Origin of the sequence: Luteimonas chenhongjianii (genome assembly GCF_002327105.1) — a bacterium.
GTDB classification, from domain to species: Bacteria; Pseudomonadota; Gammaproteobacteria; order Xanthomonadales; family Xanthomonadaceae; genus Luteimonas; species Luteimonas chenhongjianii.
On sequence record NZ_CP023406.1, the window covers coordinates 674483 to 691183 of the forward strand.

A 16701-nucleotide genomic window follows, 5' to 3' on the forward strand; every position below is an offset into this window, starting at 1 on the left:
TCATACCGCAGTGGCTGGCGTCAGATGGCGGGCCGTGATCTCCACGCTGGCCACGACCGCGTGCATCCTCCTCCAGGAGGCCACGCGATCAGAGATCCAGCACGATCTTCCCGAAGTGCCGCCCGGCCGCCTGGTGCTGGAACGCCGCCACCAGCTCCTCGAGCGGGAAGTGGCGATCGATCACCGGACGCAGGTCGCTCGCCTCCAGCGCGCGGATCATGTCCTGCTGCTGGCGGCGGCTGCCGACGATCAGCGCCTGCAGCCGCAGCTGGCGGCCCAGCGCAAGCCCCAGCGGCAGCCGGCTGTCGACGCCGGTGAGCACGCCCAGTTTGGCAGCCCTGATCAGCGCGTGCGCCTACTCCAAGCCTTAGCTGCTCCGCTGCTCAATCGTGCCAGTACTCTCGATGGGCGCGGACCGCCCTCTGTGCACTTTGCTTGTGAATTCTCGCAGGGATTGAAGCTGCGGGTGATCCAGTGAGACATGGGTCAGTAGGTTCGACACGAACTTTGGACCATGACCCCCGACCGAGCGGCAAAAGCTCTCCATCTCGCCACTTGGGATCAGATAGATTCCAACAGCCTCAAGAAGGCTCATTAGAGCTTCACACTCTCGACGCGCATCTCCATTTGGCACGCCATCAAGACCAAATGCCTTCACAGCTGCCCATGGCGACTTACGCTTGAAGGCCTCTTCGATATCCTTCCTTTGAGGAAGCTGGTCCGCCTCCGTACTATCCAAAATGTTCTGGATCTGGGCTTTGATCTGCGCATCCGTCGGAGCAGCGCTTTGGGTGACAGCAGCAGAAATGCGATTCCAGTGCACCTCCGCTTCAGTCCAGCTCCCGCCAAACGCTTCCACGGTTGCTTTCAGGGAACTTCGATTTGAAATGAGGTCGAAGTCACAGACTGCCTTTACAGGCACGCCCACTGCACGAAGCACTGCCGCCGTCCGAGGGATCCCTGACTTTCCTCCAAGAGGTATGTACGCAGTATCTGCCCACCCCTCCTCGCCTGATGATGACTGCAGTTGATTCGCGACTGCGCTGATAAGTCTGCAATCACTGTCATCCTCGCAGAGGACTGCTTGGTTGTGGAAGATCGAATCCAGCGCGTTCGAGAATCGGAGAGCCGGAGTCTGCCAGAGCAATTCAATGGACGCCGCACTTGCCTCATAGATTCTGTTCACGCCCGCGTCTCTGACGATTCTCAGAATTCGAACTTTTCCCTTATTGCCTTCGAGAAATCCGCGAAGTATGTCACTACTGTGCGTGGCCACGATCAATTGACGGGGAACGTGAGCTGACAGTGCCTCGCCCAGCTTTTGAGCTTGCGGCGGATGTAAAAACGCTTCTGGCTCATCAATGCATAAGACGTCTCGCTTGGACGCTATTGCCTCGAACAGGATGCCCGCATAGCTCTTCATTCCATCACCCTGCTCGTGCAAGGCAGGCTGCGAATTGACAGCTTCCGAGTAGCGTGAAGACGCTCGATCCTCGAGGCCGGCTCCACACGGCGTCACGCCAACATGTATCGGAATTCGACTGCCTCCAAGGAAATCAATCATCAGCTCAAGCCCGAACGCTTTCTTGAAGAGCTCTGATGCTTGCTTCATAAGCGCATCATTGCGATAGAGGAGATGCTGAGGTTTACTGGCCATCTCAGCAGGTGCGATGCTCTGTTGCAGTTCGCATATTCCAAGACGGCTAGCTGCGTCTAGATTCTTGATGAATCCTGCCGCTATCCCATTGGTCAGATAATCCTGCCCCCAGAACGGGAGTGCGTACTGACTCAATGACCAGTCGCCCAGTACGTAGGTTGTGTCTGTGCGCTTGGCGCAACGCCGCATGTATGTTTCGAACGCTTCTTGCGTTCCGACTTTCGCTAGCTCAATAGATTTGATGACGACTAAGTCGTTGTAGTCGCCGCCATCGCTACATCTGCGAAGGATTTCGCGGATCGTCCGTGACTTTCCACTGTTGTTCGCTCCTACCAGCATCACTTTGTCAGTAGGGCCTAGGGCAACCTCGTCTCCCCCAGAAAACACCAATTTGGCTATTGAAACGCTAGGCACGACCAGCGCACTAGCTCGATCGGCAAGGACAACTGACATAGGCTTAGGCTTTCAAAAAAAGCGGACATCAGCCTAACATCGGGGAAGTGCGCTCCCAGCTCTGGCTCTAACTGACGTCCCCCCGGTAAGTTGGACCGGCCAGAACTAGAGGATTCGGCGACCCTCCGGCCCAAGGAGGCCCGTCGCCATGAAGAAGTCGAAGTTCACCGAAGAGCAGATCGCGTTCGCCCTTAAGCAGGCCGAGACTGGGACATCGATCGAGGAGGTGCCGCAAGATCGGTATCTCGCAGGCCACGTTGTATGCCTGACGCAAGAAGTGACAACAGCCGTTCGTTGGTACACCAAGCCGTCGCGCGCACGATGCAGGGCCTGCAAGTCGGTTTGGTCAGAGCGCTTCATTGCGACGAAACGCATGCTGGGACGGGAAGCCGCTTCGGCGATTGCTTTGGCATCGACTGTGTCGTTCTTGTTCGACTTGACGTAAGGCTCCACGAACTGGGTCGGGATGATCTTGGCGGCATGCCCGTATCCGGCCAGCTTGTGCGCCAGCCATTGAGAACCTGGGCAGGCTTCCGTCGCAACGGTGGCGACCGGAACAAGAGGTGATCCGTACCGACAACGGCAAGGAGTTCTGCGGCAAAGCAAGGAGGCCTGCGGCAAAGCCATGCTCGAGTGGGCGCACACCCGTGGCGTCGTCCTGCGACTGATCGAGCCGGGCATGCCCAACCAGAACGCCTACGTCGAGAGCTTCAACGGCCGCCTGCGCGACGAATGCCTCAACGAGCACTGGTTCACCAGCCTATTGCACGCCCGCACGGTCATCGAAACCTGGCGGCGCGGATACAACGAGGAGCGGCCCAAGAACGCGCTTGGCGGGCTGACGCCAGAGGCCTATGCCAAAACCTTGGCCGGCTCGACTATCCTAACCCCGGAGTCCAAAGCCGACCGCTACTGAAATCGGGGGACGTCGGTCAAGTCACAAGCTCTTGAAGGAAGTCCGTGAGCGCAGTCTTCGGATCGTCCTCATCAGACACGATCATCTCAATACCCCAGTGCCTCAGCACTTCTTCTGCCGCCGGGTTCGGACGGTTGGTGAAGACGTACGACTTTGGTCTCACCGAAGCCAGCGGCGACTTCCCCCACATCTCTGTCAGGCGATAGAACAGCAGCCGGATATTGAAGTCCGTCAGGCTGTAGCCGATGAAGAGGACGGAGTTGCTCAGCACATCATTTCGAAGCTTGATGTCCAGCGGTGTGTCGAAGTTCAGCCGCCGGTAGTAGCTGGTCTCATCGAGGACGATGGACTCGTCCGCTGCGAAGTCACCATGGAACTTGATGATCTGGCGGTGCCCGTCCCTAACAGCGACCATGTCCGCTACGCTGGCAATCCTGTCGTAATTCACGCCGAACTCGGCGTGGGCGATCTCAAGCCACCGGTCGTAGTTGGTGGTGTAGATCCGCGAGAAGTTGCCCTGAATGATAAGCCGGTGAATGTCGGAGGCCTTGATGTCGGTGGAAGGCTTGTGCCATTCACGGTCCATCCAACTCCGAAGCTCGCCAAGTCCACCTCTCTTCTTTTTGTAGAACTCAGCTAGGGTCTGATAGTTCCCGTAAGTGGCAAACACCGCCGGGTCGTAGCCCAGCTCTTTGGCAATCTGCGCGATCAGTTGGCTCCAGCTCGGCAAACCAAGGTTTGCAGACACGCCGGCGCCGACAAATAGCATCAGCTTGCCGCTGCGGTGGGCTTCAAGAAGTTCAGTTCTCATGCCGTGACCTTTGAAAGGTGGGCGGCAAACCTATCCAACGCTAGGCGACGCATTGATACGTCGTCCTTTTCGATACCCATTTCGGCAAATGTCCTCGTGTGGCCGTCAGGGATGAACACGCAGTCCCACTGGAAATCCTCCGGCCCAGCACGTACGCGCGGAACCGTGCCCTCGATGGCGCCTTCGAACAGGTGCACCTGGCGCCCGTCGCAGTACCCAATTACCGTCTTTGCGATGATCTTGTCGTCGGCCAGAGCGGCCACGAGGTCCGTGAAACGTCCAGCTTCCAATCGGTCCCAAAAGATCTGGGTCAGGCCTGCGGGAAGGTCGTTCAGTCCCCTAAGGTAAAGGCCTGTGTGCTCGACGAACAGCGGTCGGCCGATCTCTTGGAACGCCTTGATCAGCTTGTCCCGCACGAGAGCTTCGACGTCCTGCGTCTGCAGTTCGGCGATCTTTCTGGATACCGGCACGATGTCCACGCCGACGGGGCCGAGGATGCGTTGTACTTCCTTGATCTTGTGCTCGTTGCCGGACATGAATCGAATCTTCAACTCAGGCCCTCCATGAATGAAAAGTGCTTGGCGATTTCGTACTGCTGCTGCATGTCGCAGATGGACAGGCCTTCGGCCATGGCGGCGGCTTGGTCGTCGGCCAAGCCGCGTTGATGAATCGCTGGGTTGTCGGAGCAGATCACGAACGGCACACCGCGGCGCCGGAACTCCTGCAGAGGATGAGCCTCATCGCGGGGAACGGCGCCCGTCAGCCGGTTGCTGATCGGGCAGACCTCGACACAGACACCCTTGGTAGCTAGCAGGTCCATCAAGGCCGCATCCTTGCTGGCGGCCGTGCCGTGGCCGATCCGATCAGCGTAGAAGAGCTCCACGGCCTCGCGCACGTTTTCCACGCGACCAGTCTCTCCAGCGTGGATCGTGATGCCGAAGCCGTATCGTTCCTTGGCCTCGCGGATCATTGCGGGCAGCTCGGCCGGGTAGGGCGTCTCTTCATCCCCCGCAAGGTCAAGCCCCACGACGTCCTTCGGTCGTCCGATGTCCTCGTAGGCCTGCAAAAGGGTGGCGAGATTGGAGGCGCCGTAGTCGCCCCGAGTCACCGTGAGGATCAAGCCCCGCCGGATGCCGTAGTGCCGAGCCGCGCTGCCAGTCGACTCGATGAGGCGTTCTAATGCCTGCGCAGGCGTGCAGCTCTGAAGTCCGGTCAAGTACAGGACGGTGCTCCGGATCTCAACGAAACGGACCGCGTTCTCTACCAGGCTCGCAAAAACAGCGTCGGCGAGGCGGTCAAGGTTTGCACGTTTCTTGGGGAAGAGCCGCAATACTTGCCACGGTGTGAGGTATTCCGCCAGGGATTTGCAGGGGGTAAGGCGCGTCATGTCCCGCTCGCAATCGAACCCAGCCGGAAACGACGTTGCCTCGTCGGCCATGATCTCCTGGATGGTCGACACAGGGACGGCCCCGTTCATATGCACATGCAGTTCCCCTCGATCATGCACGTGGGCTTGCGCTCCGCCGTCGCCGAGATCGTTGGCCACGCCCAAGATGCCTGGCAAATCAAGTTGCTGCTGAGTCAATCTCCGCCCCTTGAATCTTGTTGTGGGCTTCAGCCCGTTCTTTGGTGCTAGCACCATATCGCTGTGCGCGTCCTCTCGTAGACCCGCAATCAGCGCAGGCGATCCGTTTGAGCCCCTTCAGCCCCGAACCGTTGCAAGCGTACGGCCGGGCGCCTTCACGCATGTCTCGATTTAGGGCGACGGCAATTCTGATGGGTGAGTTGAAAACACCATGCGTGGTATACCGGTCTGAGTCTCCCGGCATCGTTAATGAAACCAGGCCCGGCGGGCGTTGCGAGCGGGTCACTACCTGCCCGGGTACCGGATCGATCCGGTAGCCTCTCTAAATGGGCGCGGCGCGGGCTGGTGAAGACCAAGCCGCTGTCCGAACGCAGCAGGAACGGCACGGGGACCCGTCCAAGCGTGCCGTAGCGGGTAATGAACGCCTGCTCCAGCGCCGCGGCTGCAGTGGTTGCTCGGCCGGCTCACTAGTGACGAAGGCCCACCGCTGCGTGCCTTGGCCTGCACCTCACAGATCCAGCGCGATCTTCCCGAAGTGCCGGCCGGCCGCCTGGTGCTGGAACGCCGCCACCAGGTCCTCGAGCGGGAAGTGGCGATCGATCACCGGACGCAGGTCGCTGGCCTCCAGCGCGCGGATCATGTCCTGCTGCTGGCGGCGGCTGCCGACGATCAGCGCCTGCAGCCGCAGCTGCCGGCCCAGCGCAAGCCCGAGCGGCAGCCGGCTGTCGACGCCGGTGAGCACGCCGATCAGCGCGATGTGCCCACCCACGCGCGTGGCCAGCATGGATTGCGCCAGCGTGTCCGGCCCGCCGACCTCGACCACGTGGTCGACGCCGCGGCCGTCGGTGAGCGCGCGCACGCGCAAGCCCCACTCCGGCTCACTGCGGTAGTTGATGCCCGCGTCGGCACCCAGCGCGCGCAGGCGCTCCAACTTCTCGTCGCCGGACGAGGTGGCGATGACGCGCGCGCCGGCCAGCTTCGCGAACTGCAGCGCGAACACCGACACCCCGCCGCTGCCCTGCACCAGCACCGTCTCGCCCGGACGCAGGCCGCCATCCTCGAACAGCGCACGCCACGCGGTGAGCCCGGCCGTGGTCAGGGTGGCGGCCTCGGCGTGGCTCCAACCGCGCGGCGCACGGGTGAACCAGGTCGCGGGCGCGGTCACCTGCTCGCGCGCATAGCCGTCGATGCCGTCGCCCGGCGTGCGCGCGAAGCCTTCCGCCTGCGGCTCGCCATCGAGCCAGTCCGGGAAGAACGTGCTGACCACGTGGTCGCCCACGGCGAACTCCCGCACCCCCTCGCCCACGGCGGTCACCTCGCCCGCACCGTCGGACATCGGGATGCGACGCGCCGTCGGGCCCATCGCCCCGCTGACCACGCCGAGGTCGTGATAGTTGAGCGAACTCGCGCGCAGCCGCACGGTGATCTCGCCCGGGCCGGGATCGACGGCAGGCGTGGTCTCCAGCGTGACGGTGTCCAAGCCGCCGCCGGGGGCGATGTAGAGGGTGCGGATGGTCATGGGGGAGCCTCGTAACGTGGGGGACTGCAATGCTGCCGCATTCCGCGCCCGCGCATCCACGCGGCGCATCGTGGCAGTGGACTGACACCGTTATGCGGGACACCGGCTACTTGTCGCCAAGACCTTGGGAAGTGAACCTGGCGTCGCGATCGACCGTGTTACCGCCGTGCCGGCATCCGAGAGAGCTCGACATCGTCATCGATCTCTCCCGGCCCCGTCCTCCCGGCGGCGGTTGTCGAGACCCGACGTTTGCACGATAGTTGACAGCGTTGTCAGCGCAGCCTCCCGCAGTCGCGGACGCGCGCATCGGCCCGGCCACAGCACGCGGAGAGCGCATGCAGATTCAAAATCCCGGCGGCGCCGCTGGGCAACGGACACGCGTGCGCCTGCGCGAGAAGGTGGGCTACGGCATCGGCGATTTCGGCTTCAATCTCTACTGGGCCAACATCTCGGCGTTCCTGCTGATCTTCTATACCGACGTGATGGGCCTGGCCGCCGCCGCGGTGGGCACGATGTTCCTGGTCACGCGGGTGTTCGACGCCGTCACCGATCCGCTGATGGGCGCCATCGCCGATCGCACCCGCACGCGGTTTGGTCGGTTCCGGCCCTGGCTGCTGTGGGGCGCGTTGCCGCTGGCGGTCACCGGGGTCCTGACCTGGACCGTGCCCGACTTCGACGACACCGGCAGGCTGGTGTGGGCCTACCTGACCTTCAGCCTGATGATGCTGGCCTACACCGTGCTCAGCATGCCGTACTCGGCGCTGTCGGCGGTCATGACCAACGACAGCCAGCAGCGCACCACGCTGATCAGCTTCCGGTTCATCGCCGCGTTCGCCGGCACCACGGTCGTCAATGCGTTCACGCTCGACCTGGTGCGGTGGTTGGGCGGCGGCGACGAGGCGCTGGGCTGGCAGCTCACGCTGGGGCTGTACGGGGTGGTGGCGTCGCTGCTGTTCGCGACGGTGTTCTTCAGCACGCGCGAGCGCATCGCGCCGCCACCGGGGCAGCGCAGCGACGTGCGCCAGGACCTGCGCGACCTGCTCGACAACCGGCCCTGGATGGTGCTGTTCGTGCTGGCGCTGCTGATCATGGTCACCATCGTCATGCGCAGCGGCGCCACCGTGTACTACCTCAAGTACTACCTCGAGCGCCCCGAACTGACCGGCTGGTTCCTCGGCGGCTACTCGCTGGCGCTGGCGGCGGGCGCCGCGCTCACGCCGGTGATGACGCGCTACGTCGACAAGAAGCGGCTGATGGTATGGCTGATGGCGGCGGCGGGCGTGCTCAGCTGCGCGATGTTCCTGGTGCCGCGCGATGCGGTCTGGCTGCTGTTCCTGCTCAACACGCTGGTCGGCCTGGCGTTGGGGCCGAAATCGCCACTGGCGTTCTCGATGTATGCGGACTGCGCCGATTACACCGAGTGGAAAACCGGGCGCCGCGCCACCGCGATGACGTTCTCGGCCGCCACGTTCTCGCAGAAGCTCGGCGGCGCGCTGGCAGCGGCGCTGATCGGCTGGATGCTGGCGGCGATGGGCTACGTCGCCAACCAGGCGCAGTCCGATGCCTCGCAGCTGGGCATCGCGCTGCTCTTGACCGTGATCCCGGGGGTGGTCGCGTTCTTCGCGGCGGCGGTGATGCGTGCCTACCCGCTGGATGCGTCGACGATGGCCGAGGTGCAGGACGCGCTGGATGCGCGCAGGGCGGAACGCGCATGAGTCCGCTGCAGTACGGCTTCACCGATGACGGTCGCCGGTTCACGATCGACAGCCCCACCGCGATGCCTCACGCATCGGCCTTCCTCTGGAACCGGCGGATGATGCTGCAGGCCACCTGCCGCGGTTTCGCCAGCGCGCAGTTCATGCAGCCGGAACCCGCGAAGTACGCGCACGCGCCGACGCTGGAGGCGCGCAGTTTCATGCAGCCCGAGCAACCGGTCTACGCGCATCATCCCGGCCGCTTCTGCTACGTGAAGGACGAGGACGACGGCACGCTGTTCTCGCTGCCGCATGAGCCGGTGCGTGCACCGGCCGATGCCTTCGCGTTCGAGGCTGGCGTGGACACGATCGCCTGGCGCATCGAGCACGATGGCCTGGCCTTCGAGTGGCGGCTGGCGTTGCCGGTCGACGACGTCGCCGAACTGTGGACGCTGCGCGTGCGCAACCGATCAAAGCGCACGCGACGGCTCAGTCTCTACCCCTACTTCCCGGTCGGCTACATGTCATGGATGAACCAGTCCGCGACCTGGCGCGAGGACCTTGGCGGCATCGTCTGCAGCAGCATCACGCCCTACCAGAAGGTGGAGGACTATTTCGTCCAGCGCGATTTCATGGATCGCACCGTGCTGTTGCATGCCAACGCGCCCGACGCCTGGGACGCACGCCAGTTCGCGTTCGAAGGCGAGGGCGGGCTGCATGCACCGGCGGGTATCGCCGACGCGGTGCTGCTGGGCCGGCGCGATGCCGACTACGAAATGCCCACCGCGGTGCTGCAGTACCGCGTGGTGCTCGCCGATGGCGATGCGCACGAAGAACGCTTCGTGTTCGGCCCTGCGCGCGACGACGCGCAGATCCAGGCCTTGCGCTCGAAATACCTCGTCCCCGGCGCTTTCGAAGCGGCTGCGGCCGCGTATGCGGAGTACCTGGCCGCCGCGCGCGGCTGCATCGACATCCACACCCCCGATCCGTGGCTGGACGCTTTCGCCAACCACTGGCTGCCGCGGCAGGTGTACTACCACGGCGACGTCAATCGCCTGACCACCGACCCGCAGACGCGCAACCTGCTGCAGGACCACATGGGCATGGCCTACCTGCAGCCGGCGACCGCGCGCGCCGCGTTCCTGCGCGCGCTGTCGCAACAGGCGTCCAGCGGCGCGATGCCCGACGGCATCCTGCTGGTCGATGGCGCGCAGCTGAAATACATCAACCAGGTGCCGCACACCGATCATTGCGTCTGGCTGCCGGTATTCCTGCAGGCCTACCTCGACGAAACCGGCGACGACGCCCTGCTCGATGTGCCGGTTACTGATTCGCAGGGCCATGTCGCCAGCGTTGCCGCGCGCGTGGACAAGGCGATGCATTGGCTGCTGTCGGCGCGCGATGCGCGTGGGTTGGGCTACATCGCCCAGGGCGACTGGTGCGATCCGATGAACATGGTCGGTTACAAGGGGCGCGGCGTGTCCGGCTGGCTGACCCTGGCGACCGCGCATGCCTTGCGGCTGTGGGCCGGCATCCGTGCGCGCCATGCCGGCATTGCTGCGGCCGATGCCTTCGTGCAGGGCGCGCGCGACTGCAACGACGCCGCCAACGCACACCTGTGGGATGGCGACTGGTACGCGCGCGGCATCACCGATGACGACGTGGCGTTCGGCGTGCGAGGCGACACCGAGGGCCGCATCTACCTCAATCCGCAGAGCTGGGCGATGCTCTCGGGCGCGGCCGATCCGGCGCGCCGCGCGCAGTTGCTGGCGGCAGTGGAATCGCAGCTGGTCTCGCCCCATGGCGTGGCCATGCTGGATCCGCCATACACCGCGATGCGCGAAGACGTCGGCCGGCTGACGCAGAAGTTCCCGGGATCGGCCGAGAACGGCTCGATCTACAACCACGCGGCCGCGTTCTACCTGCACGCCTTGTATGCGGTGGGCGACGCCGACCGCGCGTGGCGCGTGCTGCGCGCGATGCTGCCCGGGCCCGATGCCAACGACCTGCTGCAGCGGGGGCAGCTGCCGGTGTTCGTGCCCAACTACTACCGCGGCGACTGGCGCGGCCATCCGCGCACCGCGGGGCGTTCCAGCCAGCTGTTCAACACCGGCACTGCGGCGTGGCTGTATCGCTGCCTGATCGAAGGCCTGTTCGGGCTGCGCGGCGAAGGCGACGCGCTGCGGATCGCACCGCAGCTGCCGTCGCACTGGTCGCAGGCATCGGCGCTGCGCCGCTTCCGCGGAGCCGACGTCGAGTTGCAGGTGCGGCGCGTGCCTGGCCTGCCCGCCATGCGCGTGCGCGCCGACGGGCAATGGCTCGATACACCGCTGTTGCGCGGCATCGTCGCCGGTGGGCGGCACCGCGTCGATGTGGAGGTGCCGGGATGACGCCGACGCCGCAGGTGGTGATCGCGATGGGGGTGTCGGGCAGCGGCAAGACCACGCTGGCACGCCTGCTGGCGGAGGCCTGGCAGGCGACGTTCCTCGATGCCGACGACATTCACGACGCCGCAGCCAGGACACGCATGGCCATGGGCCTGCCGCTCACCGACGCCATGCGCGACCCCTGGGTGGCGCGCATCGCCGCCGAGCTGTCGCGGCGGGTGGCAGCCGGCGAACGCGTGGTGCTTGCGTTCTCCGGCCTGCGCCGCCGCCATCGCGACCGCCTGCGCGACACCGGCCTGTCGTTGCGGTTCCTGTTCCTGCATGGCGACAAGGATCTGATCGCGACCCGGATGCAGGCCCGCAGCGGGCACTACATGCCGGCATCGCTGCTCGACAGCCAGTTCGACACGCTGGAGATGCCGGCGGGCGAAGCGGATGTCGTGACGCTGGCGATCGATCGACCGCCGGCTGCACTGCTGCGCGATGCGCTCGCGGCTGTGCGCCTGACTGCCTAGCCGCGTGCTGGAGGCGGGCGCCCGTCAGCCTCCAGCGAGCGCGAGAGCGGGGCCAGGCGTACGCCCGTCCGCACCCTTGCATCTTTTGCACGGAACCCCCGCCGTGATCGTCACCGATGCGCGGACTCGCGAGTATCCGCAGCAAGGACGTCAGGCTACGCGAGCGCCGATCACGCCGGGACGAGCGTGGCGGGATCCATCCCGCGGGTGCGACTTCGCCCGGGTGCCGCGCCGGCAGCACGAAGCGAACGCCCGGCACGCCCCGTCCGCCACACTCACATCGTGTGCGCCCAGGCCGGCAACAGGCCGAAGGCGCCCAGGCCATCCAGACGGCCATCGCGATCATCGGGTCCCGGTCAACGGGAGACGAAGCCCGGCGGCACGCTGCTCGCCGCCCACGCACGCGCACTTCAGTTCCCGGCGGTCCACGTACACGGCCTTGAACACCGAGATCGCACCACAGCGCCACCGGCACCGACAGCCAGGGCAGCACCGGCGATCATCGAAATGCCGGCCGGGCCGTCCGCGAACGGATAGACGCAGGAATACGGCACCCAGCGCCGCGCCAGCAGGTCGTAGTCGAGGCACATCGTGGCGAGGCTGCCGATGCCCTGCAGCTTCAGCAACCCCAGCAGCAGGCAAATGAGCCGCACGGAGGATGGCGCTTACGGCCCGACCGGGGGCAGGGCGCTGGTGAGCGCCAGACGGGATGAGAAAAACAGGTCGCCGGCGGTGCTGCCCGGCAGCCCGGAATCTGGCCTCCAGACGCCCCTTACTTGCTGGCGCCTCGCCGGTCGTCGTCGCTTTGCGCCGCCTCGCGACCTTCCGCGAATTCGGGGAAGGTTTCCGAGATCGAGTCCTTGTCCGGCAGGATGTAGAACACGCCGCCGCGCTCGAATGTCGGCTTGATGATCTGCTCGTAGAACTCCGGCGAGACGTTGATGCACCCATGCGTCACGCGGTTGTCGTCCGGCGTAGGCGAGGCGAGTCGTTCGGCGCGGTGCTCGCCCGGTGAGCCGGCGAGGGGGTGGATGGAGACCGCGGATTCGTAATCCACCCACAGTACGCGTCCGGCGTCGATCGAGGGGCCGTATCCCCCCACGAAGCGCCCCGCTGGCGTGGTGCGATCCCGACCCGGAATTTCGCGAAGCGCCAGGCCGGCGACGCCAGGGGCCGTATGGTCGCCGACTGCCGAGCCGAAGAGCCCGGGTGCCGCGCCGCGCAGACGGCCGTCACCGCCGAAGACGAAGACCTGTGCGGCGGCCTTGTCGATCACCGCAAACGGATAGCCCTGAGTGTCGTTGGACGCGACTACCCAGCCGGCCAGTTCAATCACCGTGCCGGAGACATCCTGGTCATGGGGAAGCTGGTCGAACGCAGTCTCCGGGGGCGCTGAAGCGTCCTGGGCGGAGACCGTGCCGACGCTCGCGAACGCGAGCGCCAGCACCAGCACTCCATGAGCGGCCCAGCTTGCAGTGTGTGTGCAGGTACGGATGGGACGATCCTTTTGAACGAAGACTGGAGTGCAATGAGATCGGCAGCCGGTCAAGGCCGCCGGATCCCGGTTCAAGCCGTAGGGTCGCTCACGATGCAGGGGCGATTAACCGCGGGGGGTGCGGGTAGCCGGTGCTGCGTTGAGCTGCTGGACGCGGGCCTCGATCTGATCGAGACGCTGGTTGGCACGCTGCGCGGACTGGTTGGCTGCTTCTGCACTCTGGGCAGCGCCCTGCACTCGGCTATCGAGGGAGTCGAGACGCGAATTGATCGTCGCGAACTCCTCCTTGTAATGGGCACAGCTCGCAAGGCCCATGGTGGCGACGATCGCCACGCCGACACGCACCATCATTCGATTCTGCTTGGTCGACATTTCGCTTCTCCGTGGTCAGGGGGACTCGGAATATAGCGAGCTTTCTGTCGACGCCATGAGGTGCCTTCAGCTGGGATTTGCGTACGTCGATGGCCGGTGAAGAGCGATGCCTGCTCGCCAAAAAGCGTGCATTCAGCTGGTTCGAAGAATCCACGATCGGTCGACATCGCAACCGTGTTCACGGTCACGACCATTGGCCAATTTCCTGACGTGGTTTTTTACATGCGGGGCCTTGCGAGCGATCGCGTACGAGCCTCGAAGGCTCGCGTTGCACAGCAAGGCGCGTTCAACGGGCCGCGTCAGAACACCCTGCCGGCAGGTTCAATCCCACCTGCGGACGTCAGGGCGACCCGACGCTTCCGCGATATGCGGCAATCGTCTGCTCGGCAGTCGGATTCGACATCGCCAGTCCATTGACGAATACAACAGGTGCGCCGCGTTTGGCCACTGCGAGGGCACGCTTGATGCCCTGCATCTGTTCGGTGGTCGGGTCGGCGACGTCGAAGGCGAAGGCGAAGCCGCTGTCGCGCACGACGGGAATGCCGGCGCGGTCGAGTTCGCGGATCAGCGCTTCACTGCGCTGCGCCTGCTCGGATGGGCAATTGGCCGGCGCCAGCACCAGCACCGTGTTCGGCTGCATCCCGCCGGGCATCTCGACCGCGACGAATGCGGACGCGTCGAAGGCTTCACTACGTTCATGCCACCACTGCCAGGCGCCGTAGAGGCCGCAGGCGAGCATCAATATCCATAAGGTCCGCATTGCCGTTCCCCTCGTATCGACTCGTTGGTAGCAGCTTCACGGGCGCGCTTATGCGCCCGTTCACTAGGCACGCCATCGCGATCGCCATCGAGCTTCGTATCCGGATAATTTTGGACAACGAGGTGCTTGATCGACCACGCCAACGATGGGTGCCAACGGCCACGGCGATTCGGCCAGAGCGTCGAACGTGCTGTCGTCCGCGTCCCGTGCGAATTCCCCTTCCCCCTGTGCCCGACGATAGCGGCAAGCCGCAGTGCAGGAAAGCGGCCGCGATTGCGGCTTGACGGTTCGCTAGAACAGTGCGCCCTGGGTCGGGGCTTCGCTGACGTCGGCGATGGTCTGGGGCGCCGATGCATCCAGGCGTTGCGGCGCTTCCGCGCCCAGGCGCCAGGCCAGGCCGGACCAGCGGCTGGCATGGCGTTCGAGCGCGCTGCGCAGGATGGGCGCGCTGCCCACTACATGCAGGGCGCTGCGCGCACGGGTCATGCCGGTATAGACGAGTTCGCGCGACAGCACGCGGTTGAAGCGCTCGGGCAGCACCAGCCACACGGTGTCGAACTCGCTGCCCTGGGCCTTGTGCACGGTCATCGCGAACGCACTGTCGTGCGCGGGCAGCGCGGCCGGGTGGAACGGCCGCGGACTGTGCGCATCGTCGCCGGGGAACCACGCCATCACCGCGCCGGCGCCGTCGGCCAGACAGATGCCGATGTCGCCGTTGAACAGACGGTGGCGATAGCTGTTCTCGGTGACCAGCAGCAGGCGGCCGTGGAAATACGCGCCGCTGCTGCGACGCACGGCCACGCCCGTGCCACTGCCGGTAAGCATGGCCTCGATACGCGCATTGAGCCCGCGTGCGCCCTGGGGGCCTTCGCGCACCGCGGTGAGGATGCGCAGGCGTCCCGCGCGGGCGAGTGCGTCGGCCGGATCGCTGGTGTCGGTGAGCGCGCTCCAGTGCGCGAGCAGGGTCTCGCGGTGGGCCAGCAATGGATCGGCTTCGCCTTCGTGGAAGCGCACCCCCGCGAGACCACCGCGCAGCAGCGACAGCGCGTTGTCGGCATCGCCCTCGCGCACGGCAGTGGCGAGCGGCGCGAGATCGAGCGCGGCGCTCTGGCGGTAGCCGCGTTGCAGGTGGATGCGGCGGCCGGGGAAGGCGCCGGCAGCGGAAGGGGCGGCAGGCACTGGCGCCCGGCCATGTCCGGAATGGCCGGCCGATGCGGATGGGCCGAGCAATGGCTGCAGCGCCTGCGCATCGTCGATCGCGATGCGCGCGCCATCGCCGGCGGCACGCAGGATGCCGCTGAGCACGTCGCCCGCTTCCACCGATGGCAACTGGTCGGGATCGCCCAGCAGCACCAGGCGCGCGCCGTCGGCGACGGCTTCGACCAGCTTGGCCATCAGCGGCAGGTCGATCATCGAGGCTTCGTCGACGACGACGACATCGAACGGCAGCGGGTTGTCTGCGTGGTGCCGGAACGTCGCCGAATCGGGAATGGTGCCGAGCAGGCGATGCAGGGTGGTACCGGCGGCGGGCAGCGCGCCCAGCAGGGCGGGATCGAGATTTGCACCGTCCAGTTGCTGCACGGCGCGGCGCAGACTTTCGGCCATGCGCTCGGCGGCGCGGCCGGTGGGTGCGGCCAGGGCGATGCGCGGCGCGGGCCGGCCTGCCTGCAAGGCCTGGGCGACCAGCAGCACCAGCAGGCGCGTGATGGTGGTGGTCTTGCCGGTCCCGGGCCCGCCGGTGATCAGCACCAGGTTGTGGCGCAGCGCGACCGCGGCGGCGCGGGCCTGCAGGTCGGGGGAACCGGCGCCGGCGCGCGCGTGGGGAAACAGCGCCCCGAACAGCGGTGCGAGGGTGTCGAGCGTCCCGCCCTGCGGCAGCGTGGCGCCGATGCGGCGCAGGCCATCGGCGAGGCGGCGCTCGTATTCGCGGTAACGGCGCAGGTAGAGCAGGCCGCGTCCCGCGTCCGCGTCCTCGTATACCAGCGGCGCTTCGGCCGCGGATTCGGTGTCGGGCGCATCGGGTCGGGCGACCCAGCGTGATGCCTCGAGCGCCGCGCGCCAGGCCTCGGGCGTGGGCCAGTCGATGTCGGCTTCGACCAGTCGCTGCGGCCGGGACGGCGAAAACCCGGCATGGCCGTTGGCCACGGCCAGCGAGGCCAGCGCCGCGGCGGCGAGCACGAGATCGGACGTGCCGGGGTCGAGGCGACGCAGGGATTGCGCGAGCGCGTTGTCGAGCGGGCGCAGGACGCCAGCGTCGCGAAGGTCCTGGAGAAGGGTCATGGGGTTGGGCTCCGCGGTCGGCTGCCCTCATCCCAAGCCCTGGAGAGGGGCTCAGGGCGGCGCGCCCGGCTGGGAAAGAACTCGGCGTGGCCTGCTGGTCGGTGGCGCTCGGAGCGGCATGTAGAGCGGGCGGGGGCTCGGGCGCGGCTTGCCGCGGTTGAAATGTGCTCCGAGCGGCTTGCCGCAACCAGGAAGAGTCCGGAGCGGCCCAAGCGGAAAGGCGCGGGTGCGGAGTCGGGCAGACCCAGGGGTCGAGC

The 16701-nt window shown here is 65.8% G+C and carries 14 protein-coding genes and 3 pseudogenes; 5 read left to right on the forward strand and 12 right to left on the reverse strand.

The features are described 5' to 3' along the window. Positions 1–88: 88 nt before the first annotated feature. Both CNR27_RS03070 and CNR27_RS03075 read right to left on the reverse strand, forming a co-directional pair. On the reverse strand, positions 89–322 hold the full coding sequence (locus CNR27_RS03070) for a zinc-binding dehydrogenase (RefSeq protein WP_222843122.1): 234 nt from the start codon (positions 320–322) through the stop codon (positions 89–91). A gap of 45 nt (positions 323–367) precedes the next feature. Next, complete coding sequence (locus CNR27_RS03075) at positions 368–2110, reverse strand: AAA family ATPase (protein ID WP_096296890.1); 1743 nt, start codon at positions 2108–2110, stop codon at positions 368–370. Between the two features lie 148 nt (positions 2111–2258). Here CNR27_RS03075 and CNR27_RS03080 point away from each other — a divergent pair. Then, positions 2259–2373, forward strand: a pseudogene (locus tag CNR27_RS03080) (transposase); the annotation flags it as partial. A gap of 28 nt (positions 2374–2401) precedes the next feature. On the opposite strand, the pseudogene CNR27_RS03085 reads toward CNR27_RS03080, so the two are convergent. Then, positions 2402–2656, reverse strand: a pseudogene (locus CNR27_RS03085) (IS110 family transposase); the annotation flags it as partial. Between CNR27_RS03085 and CNR27_RS03090 the strand changes: the two are divergent. After that, positions 2632–3026, forward strand: a pseudogene (locus CNR27_RS03090) (integrase core domain-containing protein); the annotation flags it as partial. The pseudogenes CNR27_RS03085 and CNR27_RS03090 sit on opposite strands and share 25 nt — an antisense overlap. 16 nt (positions 3027–3042) lie before the next feature. On the opposite strand, the gene CNR27_RS03095 reads toward CNR27_RS03090, so the two are convergent. The 4 genes from CNR27_RS03095 to CNR27_RS03115 form a co-directional block, all read right to left on the reverse strand. Then, positions 3043–3837, reverse strand: a complete 795-nt coding sequence (locus CNR27_RS03095; protein WP_096296891.1) for an SIR2 family protein — start codon at positions 3835–3837, stop codon at positions 3043–3045. Continuing rightward, complete coding sequence (locus CNR27_RS03100; RefSeq protein ID WP_096296892.1) at positions 3834–4388, reverse strand: non-canonical purine NTP pyrophosphatase; 555 nt, start codon at positions 4386–4388, stop codon at positions 3834–3836. Before CNR27_RS03100 ends, CNR27_RS03095 begins: the two co-directional genes overlap by 4 nt. Beyond that, positions 4385–5383, reverse strand: a complete 999-nt coding sequence (locus tag CNR27_RS03105; protein WP_222843123.1) for an amidohydrolase family protein — start codon at positions 5381–5383, stop codon at positions 4385–4387. Before CNR27_RS03105 ends, CNR27_RS03100 begins: the two co-directional genes overlap by 4 nt. Positions 5384–5930: 547 nt before the next feature. Then, the gene (locus CNR27_RS03115) at positions 5931–6941 is read right to left on the reverse strand and encodes a zinc-dependent alcohol dehydrogenase family protein (protein WP_096296894.1); all 1011 of its coding nucleotides are present in this window, start codon (positions 6939–6941) and stop codon (positions 5931–5933) included. Positions 6942–7276: 335 nt separating this feature from the next. Here CNR27_RS03115 and CNR27_RS03120 point away from each other — a divergent pair, with 335 nt between their 5' ends. The 3 genes from CNR27_RS03120 to CNR27_RS03130 are packed head-to-tail and all read left to right on the forward strand — an operon-like array spanning position 7277 to position 11537. Next, complete coding sequence (locus tag CNR27_RS03120; protein WP_096296895.1) at positions 7277–8656, forward strand: MFS transporter; 1380 nt, start codon at positions 7277–7279, stop codon at positions 8654–8656. After that, complete coding sequence (locus CNR27_RS03125; protein ID WP_096296896.1) at positions 8653–11025, forward strand: GH36-type glycosyl hydrolase domain-containing protein; 2373 nt, start codon at positions 8653–8655, stop codon at positions 11023–11025. Before CNR27_RS03120 ends, CNR27_RS03125 begins: the two co-directional genes overlap by 4 nt. Further along, positions 11022–11537 (forward strand): gluconokinase, encoded by a 516-nt coding sequence (locus CNR27_RS03130; RefSeq protein WP_179948213.1) that lies wholly within the window; start codon positions 11022–11024, stop codon positions 11535–11537. Before CNR27_RS03125 ends, CNR27_RS03130 begins: the two co-directional genes overlap by 4 nt. Before the next feature lie 410 nt (positions 11538–11947). On the opposite strand, the gene CNR27_RS03135 is transcribed toward CNR27_RS03130, so the two are convergent. The 5 genes from CNR27_RS03135 to recD form a co-directional block, all read right to left on the reverse strand. Next, positions 11948–12190: a hypothetical protein gene (locus CNR27_RS03135; RefSeq protein WP_222843124.1), complete on the reverse strand. Its 243-nt coding sequence runs from the start codon at positions 12188–12190 to the stop codon at positions 11948–11950. Positions 12191–12309: 119 nt separating this feature from the next. Further along, on the reverse strand, positions 12310–12987 hold the full coding sequence (locus CNR27_RS03140; RefSeq protein WP_425435503.1) for a hypothetical protein: 678 nt from the start codon (positions 12985–12987) through the stop codon (positions 12310–12312). Positions 12988–13137: 150 nt separating this feature from the next. Then, positions 13138–13404, reverse strand: a complete 267-nt coding sequence (locus tag CNR27_RS03145) for a hypothetical protein (RefSeq protein ID WP_096296897.1) — start codon at positions 13402–13404, stop codon at positions 13138–13140. Between the two features lie 340 nt (positions 13405–13744). Further along, positions 13745–14164: a hypothetical protein gene (locus CNR27_RS03150; protein WP_157745238.1), complete on the reverse strand. Its 420-nt coding sequence runs from the start codon at positions 14162–14164 to the stop codon at positions 13745–13747. A 291-nt stretch (positions 14165–14455) separates the two neighbouring features. Beyond that, entirely contained in the window at positions 14456–16444 is a 1989-nt protein-coding gene (gene recD, locus CNR27_RS03155; RefSeq protein ID WP_096296899.1) for an exodeoxyribonuclease V subunit alpha, read from the reverse strand. Between the last annotated feature and the right edge of the window lie 257 nt (positions 16445–16701).